Here is a 15,720-nt window from a genome sequence, read left to right as displayed (position 1 = left end):
AGTCAGCCGGGGAGCTCCAGCGGTTCTCCGTCGACCCGGTGAGACATGCCGTTCGGGGGCGCGGCTCCCGCCGCGTCGCCGGAGGCTGGGAGCACCGCGGTCCGATCCCTGCAAGTGGCCCTTCCGGCTCAGGTTGAGAGGGGAACCCGTTTTTCGACGAGGAGCGTTCGTGAAGCGTTCGACTGGATTCTGGCCGCGGTCGGCCGCCCTGGCGGCGGCGCTCTCGCTGGCGCTCGCCGCCTGCGGCGGCGACGGGGGGAACGAGGCGGCGGCCGCGGAGGAGAAGGGGAAGGCCGGCGCCGAGAAAGGCGACGGGAAGGCGGCGGCGCCCGCCGGGCAGCAGCAGGCGCCCCGCCGCTTCGCCTTCGGCAACAGCGCGGCCGAGGCGCGGGCGTGCATGCAGCGGCGCCAGGCGCGGCTCGACTCGGCCGCGGCGGCGCTCCAGGCCGACTCCACGGCGAAGCGGCCGGGGGCCGGGCGCAACCCGGTCTTCGCCAAGGAGCAGGGGTGGTACCCGCAGATGTCGGAGTTCCTGGACGGCTCCATCCTCCCGTGCAACCGCCTGGTGGTGTACTACGGGAACCCCAACTCCAAGCAGATGGGGGCGCTGGGCGAGTACCCGCGCGACGAGATGCTGGCCCGCCTGCGCCGCCAGGCCGACCAGTGGCGGCAGGCCGATCCGGGCACCCCGGTGATCCACGGCCTCCACCTGATCGCCGTAGTGGCGCAGGGCGCCCCGGGGCCGTCGGGACACTACCGCGCGCAGATGCGCGACACCCAGGTCGACTCCATCTACCAGATGGCCCGGTCGATCGACGGCGTCCTGTTCATCGACGTGCAGGTGGGCACCGACGACATCCGCAACATCATGCCGCGCTTCGAGAACTTCCTGAAGCGCCCGGACGTGCACTTCGCGGTGGACCCCGAGTTCTACATGCGCGGCGGCACGCCTCCCGGCCGGCGGATCGGGACCATGTACGCGGCCGACATCAACTGGGTGATGGACCAGCTCACGCGCATCGTGCGGGAGAACAACCTGCCGCCCAAGCTGCTGATCATCCACCGCTTCACGCGCAACATGGTGCCCGACGTGGAGAACGTGCGGACGCGGCCCGAGGTGCAGCTGGTGATGCACATGGACGGCTGGGGCGCGCCGTGGCTGAAGTACGACTCGTACCGCGACTACATCGTGCGGCACCCCAAGCAGTTCACGGGGTGGAAGAACTTCTACCACAACGACACCAAGAAGGGCGACCCGCTGACCACGCCCCGGGACCTGCTCCAGCTCTGGCCCGAGCCGCTGTACATCCAGTACCAGTAGTGCGAAGTGCGAAGTGCTGGAAGGATGACGGGAAGGCCGCGCTCCCCCGGGGGCGCGGCCTTCTTCGACTGTGCGGCGGTCACCGCCCGGGCGGCGCGGGCGCGGGGCGCAGTACGCCGGCCAGGCGGCCGGCGTCGCGGTAGGTGTCGCGGCCCAGGCGCAGCGCGGAGGCGGGGCGCCGGCAGGCGGCGGTGAGCAGCTCCAGCACCCCGGCCGCCGCGCCGCGGTCCGCCAGCAGCCAGGGAGACTGGCGCAGCAGCCCGGCCAGCGCCTCCGAGGCCGGGAGCGGGGAGAGCGCGGTGGGAAGATCGGCCTCGACGCGCGGGAAGAGGAGGCCGGCGAGCGGGGCGGTGCGCCGCCAGCGGCCGGGCCAGCGCTCGTGCGGGTCGATCTCGCCGCGGCGGCGTCCCGGCTCTCCCTCCTCCCACCCTTCGTCCAGGTGGAAGCGGCGCGGCCACCCCTCCACCCGCACCGCGCCCGACCCGGGGTCGCGATACAGCACCACGTGGTCGTCGGAGACGAACTCCCACCCGGCGCCGATCAGGTTCACGGCCGTGGTCGACTTCCCCGCGTGCGTGTCGCCCGCCAGCAGCAGGCACCCGCCGCCGGGCTCCACCACGGCCGCCGCGTGCACCAGCGCCCGCCCCATCCGCCCCAGCAGGAGCGCCGCGGAGAGCGTGGCCATCGAGTAGAGGTCCCAGGCGGCGGCCGCCGCGCCTTCCGTCTCCCGCGGCGCAACCAGCACCACCGAGCCGTCCTCCAGCTCGCCCCGCCCCGCGCACCCGCCGTCGCCGCGCAGCTCGAGGACTCCTCCGTCGACCCATGCGTCCACCGGGCCCAGGCGCAGCAGGGGCGGACCCTCGGGCCGGGGCGGGATGGACGCCTCGCCGCGCCGCACGCGGATCGCGGCGCCGGGCGGAGCGGGGTCGGGCGGCGATTCGTCGTAGGGGAGGAGGGGGAGCCAGCGGCGGAGGAGGGGGAGGAGGGCGGGGTCGGCCTCCAGCCGCAGGGCGTGGTCCGCCAGGAGGGAGAGGACGGCCGGACCGCTCAAGCGCGCAGCACCAGGGGGACGTGCCCGCCGGGCGAGGCCGCCAGGGCGGGGTCGCCGGGGCGCGCCACCCAGGCGTGGGCGGCGATCTCGCCCCCCTCGCCCTCGCTCTTCACCCCGATACGGAGCTGCGCGGGCACGCCGTAGCGGCGCAGCACCAGGCACTCGGCCACGCTGCGGTACAGGCAGGTGTTCCGCCACGGCGAGCCGGGAACGCGGGCCAGGAGCGCCACCGTCCGCATGGCCCCGCCCAGCGCCCCGCGCGGGACCGCGGCGTCCGCGCGCGCGGGCGCCGACGGGCGGAGCAGCGCCTGCAGCCGCCGGCCCCGCAGCCAGAAGGGGACCCGGAGCGCGGCCCAGGCCCCCACCAGCGCCGCCGCGTGCCGGCGCGTCATCCGGCGGCCGCCTCCACGATCAGCCGGCGCTGCTCCAGCTCGCCCAGGAGCGCGTCCAGGTCGGCCCCGGCGGTAGCCGCGTCCACGTCCATGTCGTGCGCCTCGGCGTACTTCAACATCTCCGACACGATCTCCTCGCGGTCCAGCCCGCGCTCCAGCCCCTTCCACACCACCGCCGCCGTGGCGTTCAGGCGGAAGTAGTCCTTGGTGTCCATGTGCAGGAGCACCGCCTCGCCGTCCAGGTGGGCGGCCAGCACCTCGTCGGGCACCGCGTAGCGCTTCTCGCTCATCCGGCGCCGTCAGTTGGGAAGGACCGCGGGCCGCTGCGCGGTGCCCGGCCCGGTCTCGATGGCGCCGCCGGCCGCGGGGTCGGCGGGGTCCAGCCAGCGCAGGCGCCCGGCCGCCACGTACACCAGCCGGCCGTCGGGCGTCCAGGCCGGCTGCACCTCGGAGCCCGCGTCGGTGGTCAGGCGCGACACCTCGCCGCTGGAGACGCGCACCATCCACACGTCGGTGCCGTTGCTCCCCGGGCGGTTCGAGGCGAAGGCGATCCGCCCGTCGGCGCTGTACGCCGGCTCCACCTCGGCCGCGGTGGAGCCCGCCACCGGGGCCGGCGTCCCCGGGATGGGGAAGTCGTACAGGTCGGCCGAGCCCGTGTTGGTGGCCACGAACACCAGCCGGTTCCCCGTGGCCGCCCACGACGGCGAGGTCTCGATCGACCCCGAGAAGCCGAAGCTCGCGGTGGCGCGCTCGGCGCCGGTGCCGTTGCCGGCCGCCGTCCACAGCTTGGTGACCCCCGAGGCGTCGTAGGCGTAGGCCAGGCGCGCCCCGTCGGGCGAGAGCGAGGGGGTGGTCTCGTTGGCCGTGGTGGTGGTGAGCCGCGTCTCGCCCCCGGTGAGCGGCATGGAGTACAGCTCCGCGTTGCCGGCGCGGTAGCTCACGAACACCACCCGGTCGCGCGCCACGGTGGGGTCCTGGTCGTCGCCCAGGTCGGTGGTGAGCCGGGTCAGGTTCTGCCCGTCCAGGTCCACGCGCCAGATGTCGCGGTTGCCCCCGTCCAGCTTGTCGAAGAATACCACCGGCGGCGCGGCCACCGTGACCGTGGTGGTCCCCACGCGGTTGGGCGCGCTGGCGTTGACGGTGAGCTGACCCGCGCGCAGCAGCCGCACCCGGCCGCCGCCCAGCAGCTCGCCGGCGTCGGCGGGCGAGAGCGTGAGCACGGCGTCGGGCACCGGCGCGCCCTCGGCGCTCGCCGTCACCGTCACCACGTAGCCGCGCTCCAGCCGGCCCTGCACCTGCAGCGAGAGCGGCCGGTCCAGGTCGGTGGGGCCGCCGCCTTCACAGCCGCCGAGCGCGAGGGCGAGCGCGACCGCCGCCGGGGCGGCGAGGGAGCGGGAGAGGAAGCGGATGGACATGGAGGCCTGCGGGGGTGCGCGATTCGAGGTCGGAGAGGGGCGGACGGTCCGGATGTCCGCCCCGCGTTGAAAGTTGGGGCCTGTCCGCACTTTGCACCAGCCCCCGGTGCGGAAGAACGCGCGCGGGGGCGGGGGCGTGACGGCGGGGTGGGACAGGTGCGAAGTGCGAAAGTGCGTGAGTGGCGTGCTCCGTGCCTCGCACCTTCAGCACCCGGCACTCAGCGCTTCGCACCGCAGTTAAAACAGCGGCGGGGGGCGCCGTGCGCCCCCCGCCGCCGGGGATACAGCCCCCGCGGACCGCTAGCGCTGCCGCATCAGCGCTTCCAGCCGCGCGATGCGGGCCTCCAGGTCGTCGATCCGCTGCGTCTTCGCCGCCAGCTCGGCCTGGGCGCGCCGCAGCTCCTCCTGGGCGGCGCGCAGCTCGGCCGTGCGGGCCTCCAGCGCCTTGATGGCCGCCAGGTTCACGCCGTCGAAGTCGCCCGAGTTGATGGTGAGCGGGTCGTCGTTCAGCGCGAACGCCGCGTGCCAGTCCTGCGCCATCGGCCCGATGTGGCGCACCTGCCGCCCCTCGGCGATGTAGTTCCAGCTCGTCACCGGCACCCCCCTGAGGCGCGCCAGGATGTCCTCGCCGTCCAGCCCCAGGAAGTTCTCCTTGCGGTTGCGGTCGGAGATCACGTTCCAGGAGCTGCCGCCGGCGTTCAGCGACACGCCCGTGGTGGTGGTGGCGTTGGTGAAGAGCCGGTACCCGCCCGCGTAGCGGGTGTTGAACTGGTTGTTGGCGCTCGCCTCCAGCGAGTCGGTGGTCGACTGGTCGGCGGCGTTGAAGGTGCCGGGGTGGCCGTTGGCGCTGGCGCGGTGCCCCAGCGCCACCGCGTAGTCGGCGTCGGCCGTCACCCGGTAGCCGATCGCCACCGCCCCCTGCCCGCCCGCGGTGTTGGTGAAGCCCATCGCCACGCAGCCGAAGCCGGTGCAGCGGTTGCTGGCGCCGGTGCTGAAGCCGGCCGTGCCGCTCACCAGGTTGCTCCCGCCGAACCCCGCGGCGTCCACCCCCGTCACCTCCACCTGGTCGCCGAAGGCGAAGGTGGCGAAGGCGCTGGCCTTGGTCTGGTTGCCGCCCGCCCACGAGTAGAAGCCCACGTTGGCGTCGTCCCAGTAGTTGCCCGCGCCGCCGTCGTCGGTGCCGCCGGCCCGGAAGGCCGCCTTGAACGGGTACCACATCATCCGGTAGCCGGCGCCCGAGGCGGGGATGATGCCGATCCCCAGCTCGCCGACGGCCACCACGCCGCCGGCCGAGTCCACGCGGAAGCGGTCGCCCGGCGGCGAGCCCGAGCGCAGGCGCAGCAGGATGTCGGACTGCGCGGACGCGGCCGCGGGCGCGAGGGCCAGCGCGGCGGCCATCGGCGCCGCCACGGCCAGCGTGCGGAGGAGCTGCCTCTTCATGGGGTTCATGGTCGTCTCTCGTCTCTCGTCGGGTTGGGAGGGCGCCCGGCGCCCCCGTGGATGCGCGTGGCTTCAGGCCGGCCTACGGAGTCTGCTGCAGCCGGAACCCGGTGTTGGTGATCCGCCCGCCCTGCACCTGGATGCGCTTGTCGACGGTCACGTTCCCGTTCATCGAGTAGGTGCCGCCGGGCGCGGCCAGGACGTTCGTGCGCGGGAACACCCCCCTCATGGTCTGGGCGACCCCGACCAGCACCAGCGACCCGGATGAGCTGGTGATGCTCGCGCTGCCGAAGACGACGGGGCCCGCGCACGGCCCGGAGTTGGTGCACACGCTGCCGCTGGCCGTCAGGTTGAACGAGCCCAGGCTGATCGAGGGGATCGTGCCGCCCGGCGTGAGGTCCTCGACCTCGATCCCGCCGATCGACTCGTTCTGGAAGAGCGCCGGGTAGGGCGTGCCCGCCACGGGAAGCGTGTCGGTCACCACCGCGGTGTCCTGCGGCTCGGGCTTCACGCTGTCGGGGAGCCAGTTGGCCCCGTTCTCCCAGTTGGCGACCCCCGCCGCGCCCGTCCAGTAGCGCCGGACGCGCGAGACGTTCATCGGCTTCTTCCCCCGGCGCCCGTCGCTGGAGAAGACGGCGATGTCGGTGGTGCCGAAGCGCAGCCCGTGCACCAGGCCGGTGCCGTTCACCTTGGCGCGGGTGGAGTCGGTGGAGAGCCAGGTGTAGGTCACCGGGTCGTCGTCGACGGTGCCCACCACCGTGCGCAGGATCGGGGTGAGCTGGCGCTCCAGCCCCGCGCGGACGTTGAAGTTGCCCTGGATCTCGACGTAGCCGTTCTCGTAGGGGACGGCGGCCGCCACGTACAGCAGGAAGCTGAAGCTGCCCACCGAGGGCGGCATGTTGAACTGCCACGTCTTGGGGGCGGAGATCTGGCCCTGCGTCAGCACCGTGCTGTACTTGTAGAACGGCTGGCCGGTGGCGGTGAAGTTGTCGGTGCCGTCGCCCACCACCGTGATGGTCCCGGTGCCGCTGGTGACCGTGGGGCCCTGGTGGAAGAACACCCGCACCCCGTTGGCGTCGGGCGCCAGCGCCGCCGTGGTGTCGGCGGTGCCCAGCGGCTGCGGGATCAGGTTCTGCACCGTGACGTCGAAGGTGAACGCCTGGGTGGGAGAGTCGTAGTTGACGTTGCTCGAGGTGAGCTTCACGAAGACGCCCTGCCCCCCCACGATCAGGTACCTCGGCGCCTTGTCGCCCTGCGGCGCGGCCGGGTCGCACGAGACCGTCTTCGCCCGCACGTCGGCCCTGCACTGGACCACCTGGATCAGCGAGGGGTCCTTGGGCGGGGCCACCGGGCCGCCCGGTCCTCCGGGGGGCGTGGGCCCCACCGGGTCCGACCGGTCGGTGCACGCCGCGGCCAGGATCGCGAGACCCGCCAGCCCCGCGACCGCGGCGGAGGTACGGACGGGGTACCGCCTGAGTAGTTGCATGGTGAGACCTCGGGTCAAACGGGTTGCGCGCTCTTGCGGTACGTGAGCGTCACGAGGCTTCGCGGCGCCTCCGGCCCACGGGGCTCGGCGGCGGCGTGCCACGGGCTGTCGGGGTACTGCCCCATCCACTGCATCTTCCCCAGCGCCCGCGCGCAGCGGATGCAGGGGAACGCCTCCAGCTCGCCTGCCGCGGGCCGCGGGGCCGAGGCGAGCCGCTGGGCGTCGAGGCGGGCCACGTAGCGCGGCCACGCCTCCAGGAAGGGGACCTCGTTGAGGTCCGCCACCACGTCGTGCTCGTTGTCGCCGTACTCCGAGAGCTGGCAGCAGAGCGAGAGCCGCCCCCGGGCGTCGACGTAGACGCGCTTCGCGGCGAAGGTGTCGCAGAGCGGCTCGGCCTCGTCGAAGGGCGCCCCGTAGTCCAGGAACACCCCCGCGCGCCGCCCCTCGCGGCCGAGCGCCAGGATCTCGTCACGGGCCGCGTACCACTCCCGGGGCGCCAGGTCGCTGTCGCGCGCGGCGCTGCCGGGGACCGGCTGGGCCAGCGCGAAGTGCAGGCTGACGCCCAGCGCCTCGGCCAGGTCGGCCGCCTGGCGCAGCTGGTGCCGGTCGCGCCGGTCCACCACGAAGCCCAGCGAGGTGGGGATCCGGCGGCTGGTGAGCAGCGCCACCGCCAGGAGCACCCGGCGGAAGCTGCCCCGGCCGCGCTCGGCGTCGTGCACGGCCTCGTCGGCGCCCGAGAGCGACACCCGCACCGCGGCGGGGGGGTGCCGGTCGAGCCCCGGCATCAGCCGGCGCATGTGCCAGCCGTTGGTCACGAAGCGGTACGACACCCCGCGCTCGTGCAGCGCGGCGACGATGCGGTCCCACTGGGGGTGGATGGTGGGCTCGCCCCCGGTCATGCTCACCGCCACCTCGCCGAAGAGCACCTTCGCCTGGTCGACCGTGGCGGTGATCAGGTCGGGGTCCAGGTTGCGCACGGTGGTCACGTCGTCCCGGATGCAGTGGGGACAACGCAGGTTGCAGTGCTCGGTGATGGCGAGACCCAGGAGCATGGGGCGCCCGGCGCGTCAGATGATCACGGTGCTGCCGCCCCCGCCGGGGCCGCCGCCGCCGGGGATGCCGGGGCCGGTCTGGAGCGTGAGCTCGGTCAGGCGCGGCAGGTCGGCCACCTCGGGGCGCACCCATGCGCGGCGGCTCGGGCGCGGAGCGCGGGGCGCGGACGCGGATGGATCAAGGGCCATTGCGGGGTTCCTCCGGATGGGGAGTCGGGACGGTTTGCGACGGGCGCTGACCACGCGGCCCCGTCCTGGGGGATCTCTTCGGCTGGGTTCGGGCGGGCCGCGGGCGAGGCCCAAGCGGACGCCTCGGCGAGAGGTCCGGGAAACGCGCAGGGCGCGGGGAAAACGTCATCCTCACGCCGGTGTGCGGCGTGCCGGGACTGCGGTTGGCGTGGGGATGCGCAGCTCGTCCGCCGGGCGTACTCGGGTGGGGAACCCCGCACCGCCCGCCTCTGCGCGAAGGAGGATGATAACGACCGCAAGCCTTAGACGCAACTGCTACATCGGCTTCGCGCGAAACACTTGCGGCCGGCCTCGCCGGACTGTTACGAAAGGAGCCTGGGCCGCCCCTTTGGGAAACAGCCGCGGCCCCACCCGCGCGTCCGGGCGGCCGGGATGCGGGTCGGGCGGGACCGGCGCCGCCGTGGGGAGCGCGGACCGTTCAGAAGATCACGGTGCTGCCGCCCCCGCCCGGGCCGCCGCCGCCGGAGACGCCGCCGTCGGGGGACGCGAGCGTGAGCTCGGTCAGGCGCGGCAGGTCGGCCACCACGGGGCGCACCCATGCGCGGCGGCTCGGGCGCGGGGCGCGGGGCACGGACGCGGATGGATCGAGGGCCATTGCAGGTTCCTCCGGATAGGGAGTCGGGACGGCTGCGGCGGGCGCCGACCGTCCCCTGGGGTCTCTTCGGCTGGGTTCGGGCGGGCCGCGGACACGGAAAACGTCCCGGCGAGGGTTCCCGGGAGACGTGGGCGCGAGAAATGGCGTGATTTTCACGTCGGCGGGAGGATGATAACGACGGCGAGCTTCAGAAACAACCGCTACACCGGCTCGCGAGGATGAAATCCTTCTGCACGATCGATTGCGGAGCATCGTCCTGGTCCCGAACGGATCGGAGTCACACGGAGACACAGGGGACCGAAAGGGGTTCTCCGTGTCTCCGGTGAGACTTTTCAGGGCCTGTACCTGAACGATCCTCTGCTCCTCCGCGCGAGCTCGCGATGCGTCGAAATCAGGGCTTCGGACCCCAGGCGATCCCGTGCGGGCGCTCGCGGAGGAGTGGCGGGCGGTCACGCGGCGCGGTGGTGGGATGGCGTCCTTCCGTTTTCACGTGAATCCCCGAACCTCGTCGGTTCATCACACGAGTCGACGGAAGCGGCGGAGACGGAGAAACAGGTTGCTCCGTCGACCCCGTGGAAGAGATCCGCTTCCAGGCTGGTCCGGTCTTCAGCCGGATTCGGTGCATGTGGACGAAGTATCGCGTATGATGGCCTATCCCGAGAGTCGCCCGTCTCCCCCCCGCGCGGAGGTCGCGCCGATGCGTCCACGAACGTCCCGCCTCGCCCTGCTCGCGCTCCTCGCCGCCGCGGCGGGGTGCGAGAAGATCCCCACCGACCCGCCCGCCCTCGCCCCGCCGGCCGCGCCCCGGCGCGCGGTGGAGCCGTACGCGGGGAAGATCCGCATCGGCATCGTGCCCGCCGCGTCGTCGGTGAAGATCGGCGCCACGGTGGGCTACGACGTCCGCGAGAAGGGGTCGAACGCGTACCTCGTCTCCGGGGTGGCGAACGAGCAGGTGACCGTCACCTGGAACCTCTCGGTGGCCGTGGCCACCAACAGCCGCCGCCTGCAGGTGGTCTGCACCGCCAGCGCCGCCGACCGCGACCAGCGCGTGCTGGCGGGGACCAACGCGGGCTTCCCCTCGGCGTGGGAGTACGTGTCGACGGCGAGCTGCTGGCGTGTGTACATCGGCGAGCGGCCGCTCCCCATCGACACCACCGCCGAGCGCATCTACAAGGAGAACGTGATCGCCGCCGGGCTGGCGACCTCGGCGGCGCTCTGGAAGACGGTGAACGCCACGGTCAACGAGCCGCGCTACGTCACCACCAAGACCAGCACCGGCACGTCCGCCAGCTCGCGCAACCCGCCGCGCGTCACGGTGGCGTCCACGGCGCGCGTGCTGATCGGCGGGACCACGCAGTACCGCGGCGTCGCCGAGGTGACGCGCAACGCGGCGGGGACGCTGGCCGGCGTCAACGAGGTGCCGATGGAGGAGTACCTGTACGGCGTGGTGCCGCGCGAGCTGGGGCCGTCGCAGTACCCGGAGGCCGAGGCGCAGAAGGCGCAGGCGGTGGCGGCGCGGACGTACGCGCTGTCGAACCTGGGCAAGCACTGGAACAACGGCTACGACCTGCTGGCCACCGTGCAGGACCAGGTGTACGGCGGCGCGGCGGCCGAGCACTCCGTGTCCACGGCGGCCGTGAACGCCACGGCGGGGATCGCGGCCACCTACAACGGCAGCCTGATCAACGCGCTCTTCTACGCCACCAGCGGCGGCAAGACGTCCAACGTCGAGGACGTCTTCACCGGCACGGACGCGTACCTGCGCACCGTGTGGGACGCGCCGGCCGGGCAGGAGCTGCCCTCCGTCACGGCGCTGCTGAACGACCTGCGCAACCCCACCTGGACGGGCGCGTACGCGTCGTGGCACACGTACCACCGGTGGAACTACACGTGGACGATGGCGCAGATGAGCTGCGTGATCGGCGACTTCGCCAACAAGCCGGTGGGGAACGTGACGGCGATCAACATCCTCTCCCGCTCGGCGACGTCGGGGCGGGTGACGCAGATCGAGTTCGTCACCGACGCCGGCACCTTCACCGAGACGGGCACGGCGATCCGCTCGGCGATGCAGTACATCAACGCGTCGGGCGTGCCGACGCTGCTCCCCAGCACGCTCTTCGTCATCGACCGCCTGACCAACAGCTCCGGCCAGCTGACGGGGTACCGGGTGTACGGCGGCGGCAACGGCCACGGCGCCGGCATGGCGCAGACGGGCGCGGTGGGGATGGCGCGCGCCGGCCACACCTATCAGCAGATCCTGCAGAAGTACTACACGGGGATCGTGCTGCAGACGAAGGCGGGCACGCGCCGCGACGGCGTCTCGCCCAACCCGCCCACCGTCACCGATCCCTACGACTGCACCTCGGCGTAGGGCCCCCGTGCCCCCGGCCCCCTCTCTCCGATCCCGCGGGAGAGGGGGCTGACGCCGGCTCTGGAAAAAGGCTTGTTCACCGCTCTTTTGTGCGAAGTGCGAAGCGCGGCGGTCGTCGCGCACCTGGAACCGACCGGTATCACACAGAGACACAGAGGACACGGAGGGCACGGACAACTTCGTCCGCTGTTCCTCCGTGTCCTCTGTGCCCTCGGTGTGAGTCCAGGGTTCGACTCGATTTCACACGGACCCGACACGGGGGGCTTGGCAAAGCGCACGGAGTGGACGTATCTTCCCCGGGCCACGCTCCCTCGGCGCCCTCGTGCGCGCCGTGAACCAGGCCGCGCCCCGCGGGTAAGGGGCCCGTCCATCCCGAACTCCTTCCGCTCACGCCGTGACCCTCGAAGCCGCGCCCGCGCCCCCGAGCGACCGCCTGGAAGAGGCCCGCGAGGTACTCCGCCGCTGGTGGAGGTACCCCGACTTCCGCCCCGGGCAGGACCAGGCGATCCGCAACGTCCTCTCCGGCGGCGACAGCCTCACCGTGATGCCCACCGGCGGGGGGAAGAGCCTCTGCTACCAGGTGCCGGCGATGATGCTCCCCGGGGTGACGCTGGTCGTCTCCCCGCTCATTTCATTGATGAAGGACCAGGTCGACACGCTCGAGGCGGTGGGGCTGCCGGCCACCTTCCTCAACTCCTCGCTCCCCGGGTCCGAGATGTCGGCGCGGCTGGAGGCGGCCGAGCGCGGGGCGTTCAAGCTGGTGTACGTGGCCCCCGAGCGCTTCGACTCCGAGGGCTTCCAGCGGCGCCTGGCCGCGCTCGACGTGTCGCTCCTGGCGGTGGACGAGGCGCACTGCGTGTCGGAGTGGGGGCACGACTTCCGCCCCTCGTACCTGCGCCTGGGCCAGGTGCGCAGGCTCCTGCGCGACCCGCCGGTGGCCGCGCTCACCGCCACCGCCACCGAGGAGGTGCGCCGCGACATCGTCCGCCAGCTGTCCTTACGCTCCCCGCGCGTGCTGGTGACGGGGTTCGACCGGCGCAACCTGGTGTGGCACGTCCTCAGGGCCAAGAACGACTCGGAGAAGGACCGCATCCTCCTCAAGCTGCTCAAGGGGCGCGAGGGGAGCGCCGTGGTCTACGCGTCGACGCGCAAGAACGTGGACGCGCTCACCATGCTGCTGGCCGGCGCCGGCGTCCCGGCGGTGGGCTACCACGCGGGGCTCCCCGACCGCGACCGCAAGCGCATCCAGGACCGCTTCATGAGCGGCGAGGCGCCCGTGGTGGTGGCCACCAACGCCTTCGGGATGGGGATCGACAAGAGCGACGTGCGGATCGTGGTCCACTACAACATGCCCGGCAACCTGGAGGCGTACTACCAGGAGGCCGGCCGCGCCGGGCGCGACGGCGGGCCCTCGGACTGCGTGCTGCTGCACTCCTACAGCGACCGCTTCACCCACGAGTTCTTCATCAACGCGGCCAACCCGCCCCGGAAGGCGGTGGAGGAGGTGCTGCAGGCGCTGCGCCGCGGGTGCGGCCCCGACGGCGTCTACACCCTCCCGGTCGACGCGCTGGGGCGCTCGCTGGAGCACGTGGAGAACGACCGGCAGGCGGCCTCGGCGGTGCGGGTGCTGGAGCAGTTCGGGGTGGTGAAGCAGTCGCGCCCGGGGAGCCCCGCCGTGCGGCTGCGGCTGGTCGCCACGCCGAAGCGGATCTCCGAGGAGCTGGGCGGGCGCGAGGCGGAGCTCCTCTTCCTGCGCGCGCTCTGGAAGGCGGGCGGCGGCGAGGGCGTCTACAAGGGCGCCGAGCTGGAGTGGCGGCTCCTGGCGCGCGCCGCCGGCGGCGACCGGGGGCGGGCGGCGGAGCTGCTCGACCGGCTGCAGGACGGCGGCTTCCTGGAGTGGCGCCCCTCCAGCGGCGAGGGCGTGTGGGTGCTGGACCGCGAGACGCCCCTCCCGCGCCTGCCGGTCGACTGGCGCTCGCTGGACGAGAAGAGGAAGCGCGACCTGCGCAAGCTGGACAAGATGCAGATCTACGCCTACACGAAGGACTGCCGGCGCGGCTTCGTGCTGGAGTACTTCGGCGACGCGGCGGCGATGAAGCACTGCGGGGCGTGCGACAACTGCCTGCGCGAGGAGGAGGGGATCGCCGCGCGCTTCGGCATCCGCCTGGGCGAGGGCGGCGAGCCGAAGAAGAAGGGGCGGATGCCGCTGGAGGAGCGGCGGGAGCGCCGGGCGGAGCGGCGCCAGGAGGCGGCGCGCTGGGACGGCGCGGCGCCCCCCGCGTACGGCCTGCGCGAGCGGCTGCGGGGCCTCCGGATGGACCTGGCGCGCAAGCACGGGATCCCCCCCTTCGCCGTCTTCTCCGACGCGGTGATGCGCGAGATCGTGGAGCGCGCTCCCACCACGCCCGAGGCGCTGCTGGCCGTCCCCGGCGTGCACCCGAAGCTGCTGGAGCGCTTCGGCTCACCGCTGCTGGAGCTGCTCCAGAGGGAGGCGGGCGGGGGAGAGTCCTGCCCCGTCGCGGTCCCCGGCGTCGACGTCCTCCACGCGGCGGACCCGGGCCGCCGCCCCGCCGCCCGCGCGCCGGAGCCGGCGGACGAGGCGGCCGGGCCCACGCCGGAGCAGTCGGCGCTGTACCGGCGGCTCAAGGCGCTGCGCAACGAGCTGGCGCGCGAGGCCGGCCTTCCCGCCTACTGCATCTTCGCCGACAAGACGCTGGTGGAGCTGGCCAAGCGCCGCCCCCGGAGCCCCGCCGAGATGCGGCAGGTGAGCGGCGTGGGCGCCGCCAAGCTGGAGAAGTACGGCGAGGCGTTCCTGGCCGCGCTGCGGGAGGGGGCGTGAGGCGCGTGCCTGTGGGCCCGCTCCTGTCGGTCTCCCGCTCCCAGAGCAACGGCGGGGGAGTTCGTGGCGTGAAGGTGTCTTAGCGGGTTCGCCGAGCCTGCCACGTGAGCCCGCCCTTGGTTCCGGCGCCGGTGTCGCTGCAGAGTCTGCTGGTGCCCGTCGAAGGGATGACGGACATCGAACTGATAGCGCTTGGCAGGCGTCTTTACGAGAGTCACTGCGTGAGGCCCGCACGGGCAGGCGCCGTTCTGACCCACGATGGAGCGCCCGTCTTCATCTATCCTGACGACTTCGACCATGCCTTCTTCACGGCGGCTACACGGTCACGTCGCGGAATTGCCAAAGACGTGGTTGATCCGGAGCGGATCGCCCGCGCACGGTGGATTGCGCCCATTGTCGGGGGCCTGGTGCCGGGCACGAAGTGCTATCGCGTCTGCGAGTGGGGCAGCTTCCGGAAACCGCCTCCGGAGAAGCGGCTCTATGTGGTACGGGACGAGAGGTATGTAATCTGGCTGCTGCCGCGAGGCCGTGGGGGGTTCCGGTTCAAAACGGCGTACGTAACCGGCCACGGAGATATTGAGCGATACATCGCGCGTCAGCGGCTGATCTGGGAACGCCGACGTGAGGAGTCACCGTAGAGGCACAAACGATGATGCCCCGCCGACACAAGGCCGACGGGGCATCATTGTGCCCCGTGATTGTAAACTTGGCTCACGAGGCGAGGCCGGGCCCGCCGTCCGAAAGCACGGGCTGATGCCACGGACAAGCCGTGACATGGCTGTAAATCTAGCAGCCTGGCCCGCGCAGGTCAATCAGGGGCGCCTCGGCACACTGCCCCAGCGAGTTGCACTCCAGGGCACGGCTCTCTCGGTGTCGTATCACACGATGCGCCAGATCTCGCGGTGGCCCTCCTCCACCAGCTCCATGTAGCCCTCCAGCGCGCGGCGGACCTCGGGGCGCGAGGAGTAGCTCCGCATGTGGCGGTCGAACTGCCCGACGTCGTCGATCTCCGCCTGGAGGACCACGGTCCAATAGGTGGCCACGTAGTCGACCAGCACCCGGCAGTTGCGGAAGCCGTCCTCCGCCTCCATCGACGGCACCGTCTCCTTGAAGCGCCGGGCCAGCTCCCCCGCCTTCCCCGGCTTGCAGCGGAACACGTCGCGGATCAGGTACATGGCGGCCTCTCCGGGTGCGGGGTACGGGGGATCGGGGCGGCTGAAGCCGCGGCAGCAACTGCGCAAAGCCCGCCTTCGCGGGCTCCTTCGGCGCGGACGCGGGTCTGCGCGGGAGGGCTGACCTGGGGGCACGAAGCGAGGGCGCAGCTCGCCAGTCCGCGCAGGCGGACTTTGTGCCGTTCCAGCGGGCGATTTATGCTGATTGACGATCTGCTTCGGTATTCGCGATCGAAGTTCCCGTAGGGGCGAGGCATGCCTCGCCCGGATGGCCGAAGGCCATCACGCGGCGACATGCCCGGCCCGCTTCGACGAGCTTTGGTGTTGCGAGAGGCAG

General features: G+C 72.6%; 14 protein-coding genes. 4 read left to right on the top strand and 10 right to left on the bottom strand.

Going from position 1 to position 15,720, the window contains the following annotated elements:
* Positions 1-169: 169 nt before the first annotated feature.
* The gene (locus VF746_12205) at positions 170-1,321 is read left to right on the top strand and encodes a hypothetical protein (protein ID HEX8693179.1); all 1,152 of its coding nucleotides are present in this window, start codon (positions 170-172) and stop codon (positions 1,319-1,321) included.
* A gap of 79 nt (positions 1,322-1,400) precedes the next feature.
* On the opposite strand, the gene VF746_12200 is transcribed toward VF746_12205, so the two are convergent.
* From VF746_12200 to VF746_12160, 9 genes are all read right to left on the bottom strand, one after another.
* Entirely contained in the window at positions 1,401-2,372 is a 972-nt protein-coding gene (locus tag VF746_12200; GenBank protein ID HEX8693178.1) for a hypothetical protein, read from the bottom strand.
* Positions 2,369-2,764 (bottom strand): lasso peptide biosynthesis B2 protein, encoded by a 396-nt coding sequence (locus tag VF746_12195; protein ID HEX8693177.1) that lies wholly within the window; start codon positions 2,762-2,764, stop codon positions 2,369-2,371. The genes VF746_12200 and VF746_12195 overlap by 4 nt, the downstream gene beginning before the upstream one ends.
* Positions 2,761-3,054: a PqqD family protein gene (locus VF746_12190; GenBank protein HEX8693176.1), complete on the bottom strand. Its 294-nt coding sequence runs from the start codon at positions 3,052-3,054 to the stop codon at positions 2,761-2,763. Before VF746_12190 ends, VF746_12195 begins: the two co-directional genes overlap by 4 nt.
* A 9-nt stretch (positions 3,055-3,063) precedes the next feature.
* Positions 3,064-4,179, bottom strand: a complete 1,116-nt coding sequence (locus VF746_12185) for a hypothetical protein (protein ID HEX8693175.1) — start codon at positions 4,177-4,179, stop codon at positions 3,064-3,066.
* A 300-nt stretch (positions 4,180-4,479) separates the two neighbouring features.
* On the bottom strand, positions 4,480-5,628 hold the full coding sequence (locus VF746_12180) for a tail fiber domain-containing protein (protein HEX8693174.1): 1,149 nt from the start codon (positions 5,626-5,628) through the stop codon (positions 4,480-4,482).
* A 73-nt stretch (positions 5,629-5,701) separates the two neighbouring features.
* Complete coding sequence (locus VF746_12175; protein ID HEX8693173.1) at positions 5,702-7,105, bottom strand: Ig-like domain-containing protein; 1,404 nt, start codon at positions 7,103-7,105, stop codon at positions 5,702-5,704.
* Between the two features lie 14 nt (positions 7,106-7,119).
* Complete coding sequence (locus VF746_12170) at positions 7,120-8,157, bottom strand: radical SAM protein (GenBank protein ID HEX8693172.1); 1,038 nt, start codon at positions 8,155-8,157, stop codon at positions 7,120-7,122.
* Between the two features lie 15 nt (positions 8,158-8,172).
* Positions 8,173-8,346, bottom strand: coding sequence for a hypothetical protein (locus VF746_12165; protein ID HEX8693171.1), 174 nt, complete (start codon positions 8,344-8,346; stop codon positions 8,173-8,175).
* Between the two features lie 478 nt (positions 8,347-8,824).
* Positions 8,825-9,001, bottom strand: a complete 177-nt coding sequence (locus tag VF746_12160) for a hypothetical protein (GenBank protein HEX8693170.1) — start codon at positions 8,999-9,001, stop codon at positions 8,825-8,827.
* A gap of 697 nt (positions 9,002-9,698) precedes the next feature.
* Between VF746_12160 and VF746_12155 the strand changes: the two genes are divergently transcribed.
* The 3 genes from VF746_12155 to VF746_12145 all read left to right on the top strand — a co-directional run bounded on the left by VF746_12155 (position 9,699) and on the right by VF746_12145 (position 14,849).
* The gene (locus VF746_12155; GenBank protein HEX8693169.1) at positions 9,699-11,372 is read left to right on the top strand and encodes a SpoIID/LytB domain-containing protein; all 1,674 of its coding nucleotides are present in this window, start codon (positions 9,699-9,701) and stop codon (positions 11,370-11,372) included.
* Positions 11,373-11,766: 394 nt separating this feature from the next.
* Positions 11,767-14,211, top strand: coding sequence for an ATP-dependent DNA helicase RecQ (locus VF746_12150; protein HEX8693168.1), 2,445 nt, complete (start codon positions 11,767-11,769; stop codon positions 14,209-14,211).
* Positions 14,212-14,378: 167 nt separating this feature from the next.
* Positions 14,379-14,849, top strand: coding sequence for a hypothetical protein (locus VF746_12145; GenBank protein HEX8693167.1), 471 nt, complete (start codon positions 14,379-14,381; stop codon positions 14,847-14,849).
* A 240-nt stretch (positions 14,850-15,089) separates the two neighbouring features.
* On the opposite strand, the gene VF746_12140 is transcribed toward VF746_12145, so the two are convergent.
* Positions 15,090-15,386 carry an antibiotic biosynthesis monooxygenase gene (locus VF746_12140; protein HEX8693166.1) on the bottom strand — a complete coding sequence of 99 codons (297 nt, stop codon included), beginning with the start codon at positions 15,384-15,386 and terminating at the stop codon, positions 15,090-15,092.
* Positions 15,387-15,720 lie beyond the last annotated feature (334 nt).

Origin of the sequence: Longimicrobium sp. (assembly GCA_036389795.1) — a bacterium.
Taxonomy (GTDB): Bacteria; Gemmatimonadota; Gemmatimonadetes; order Longimicrobiales; family Longimicrobiaceae; genus Longimicrobium.
The sequence above is the reverse complement of the archived record's forward strand: the minus strand, read 5'-3'. Positions and strand labels throughout refer to the sequence as shown.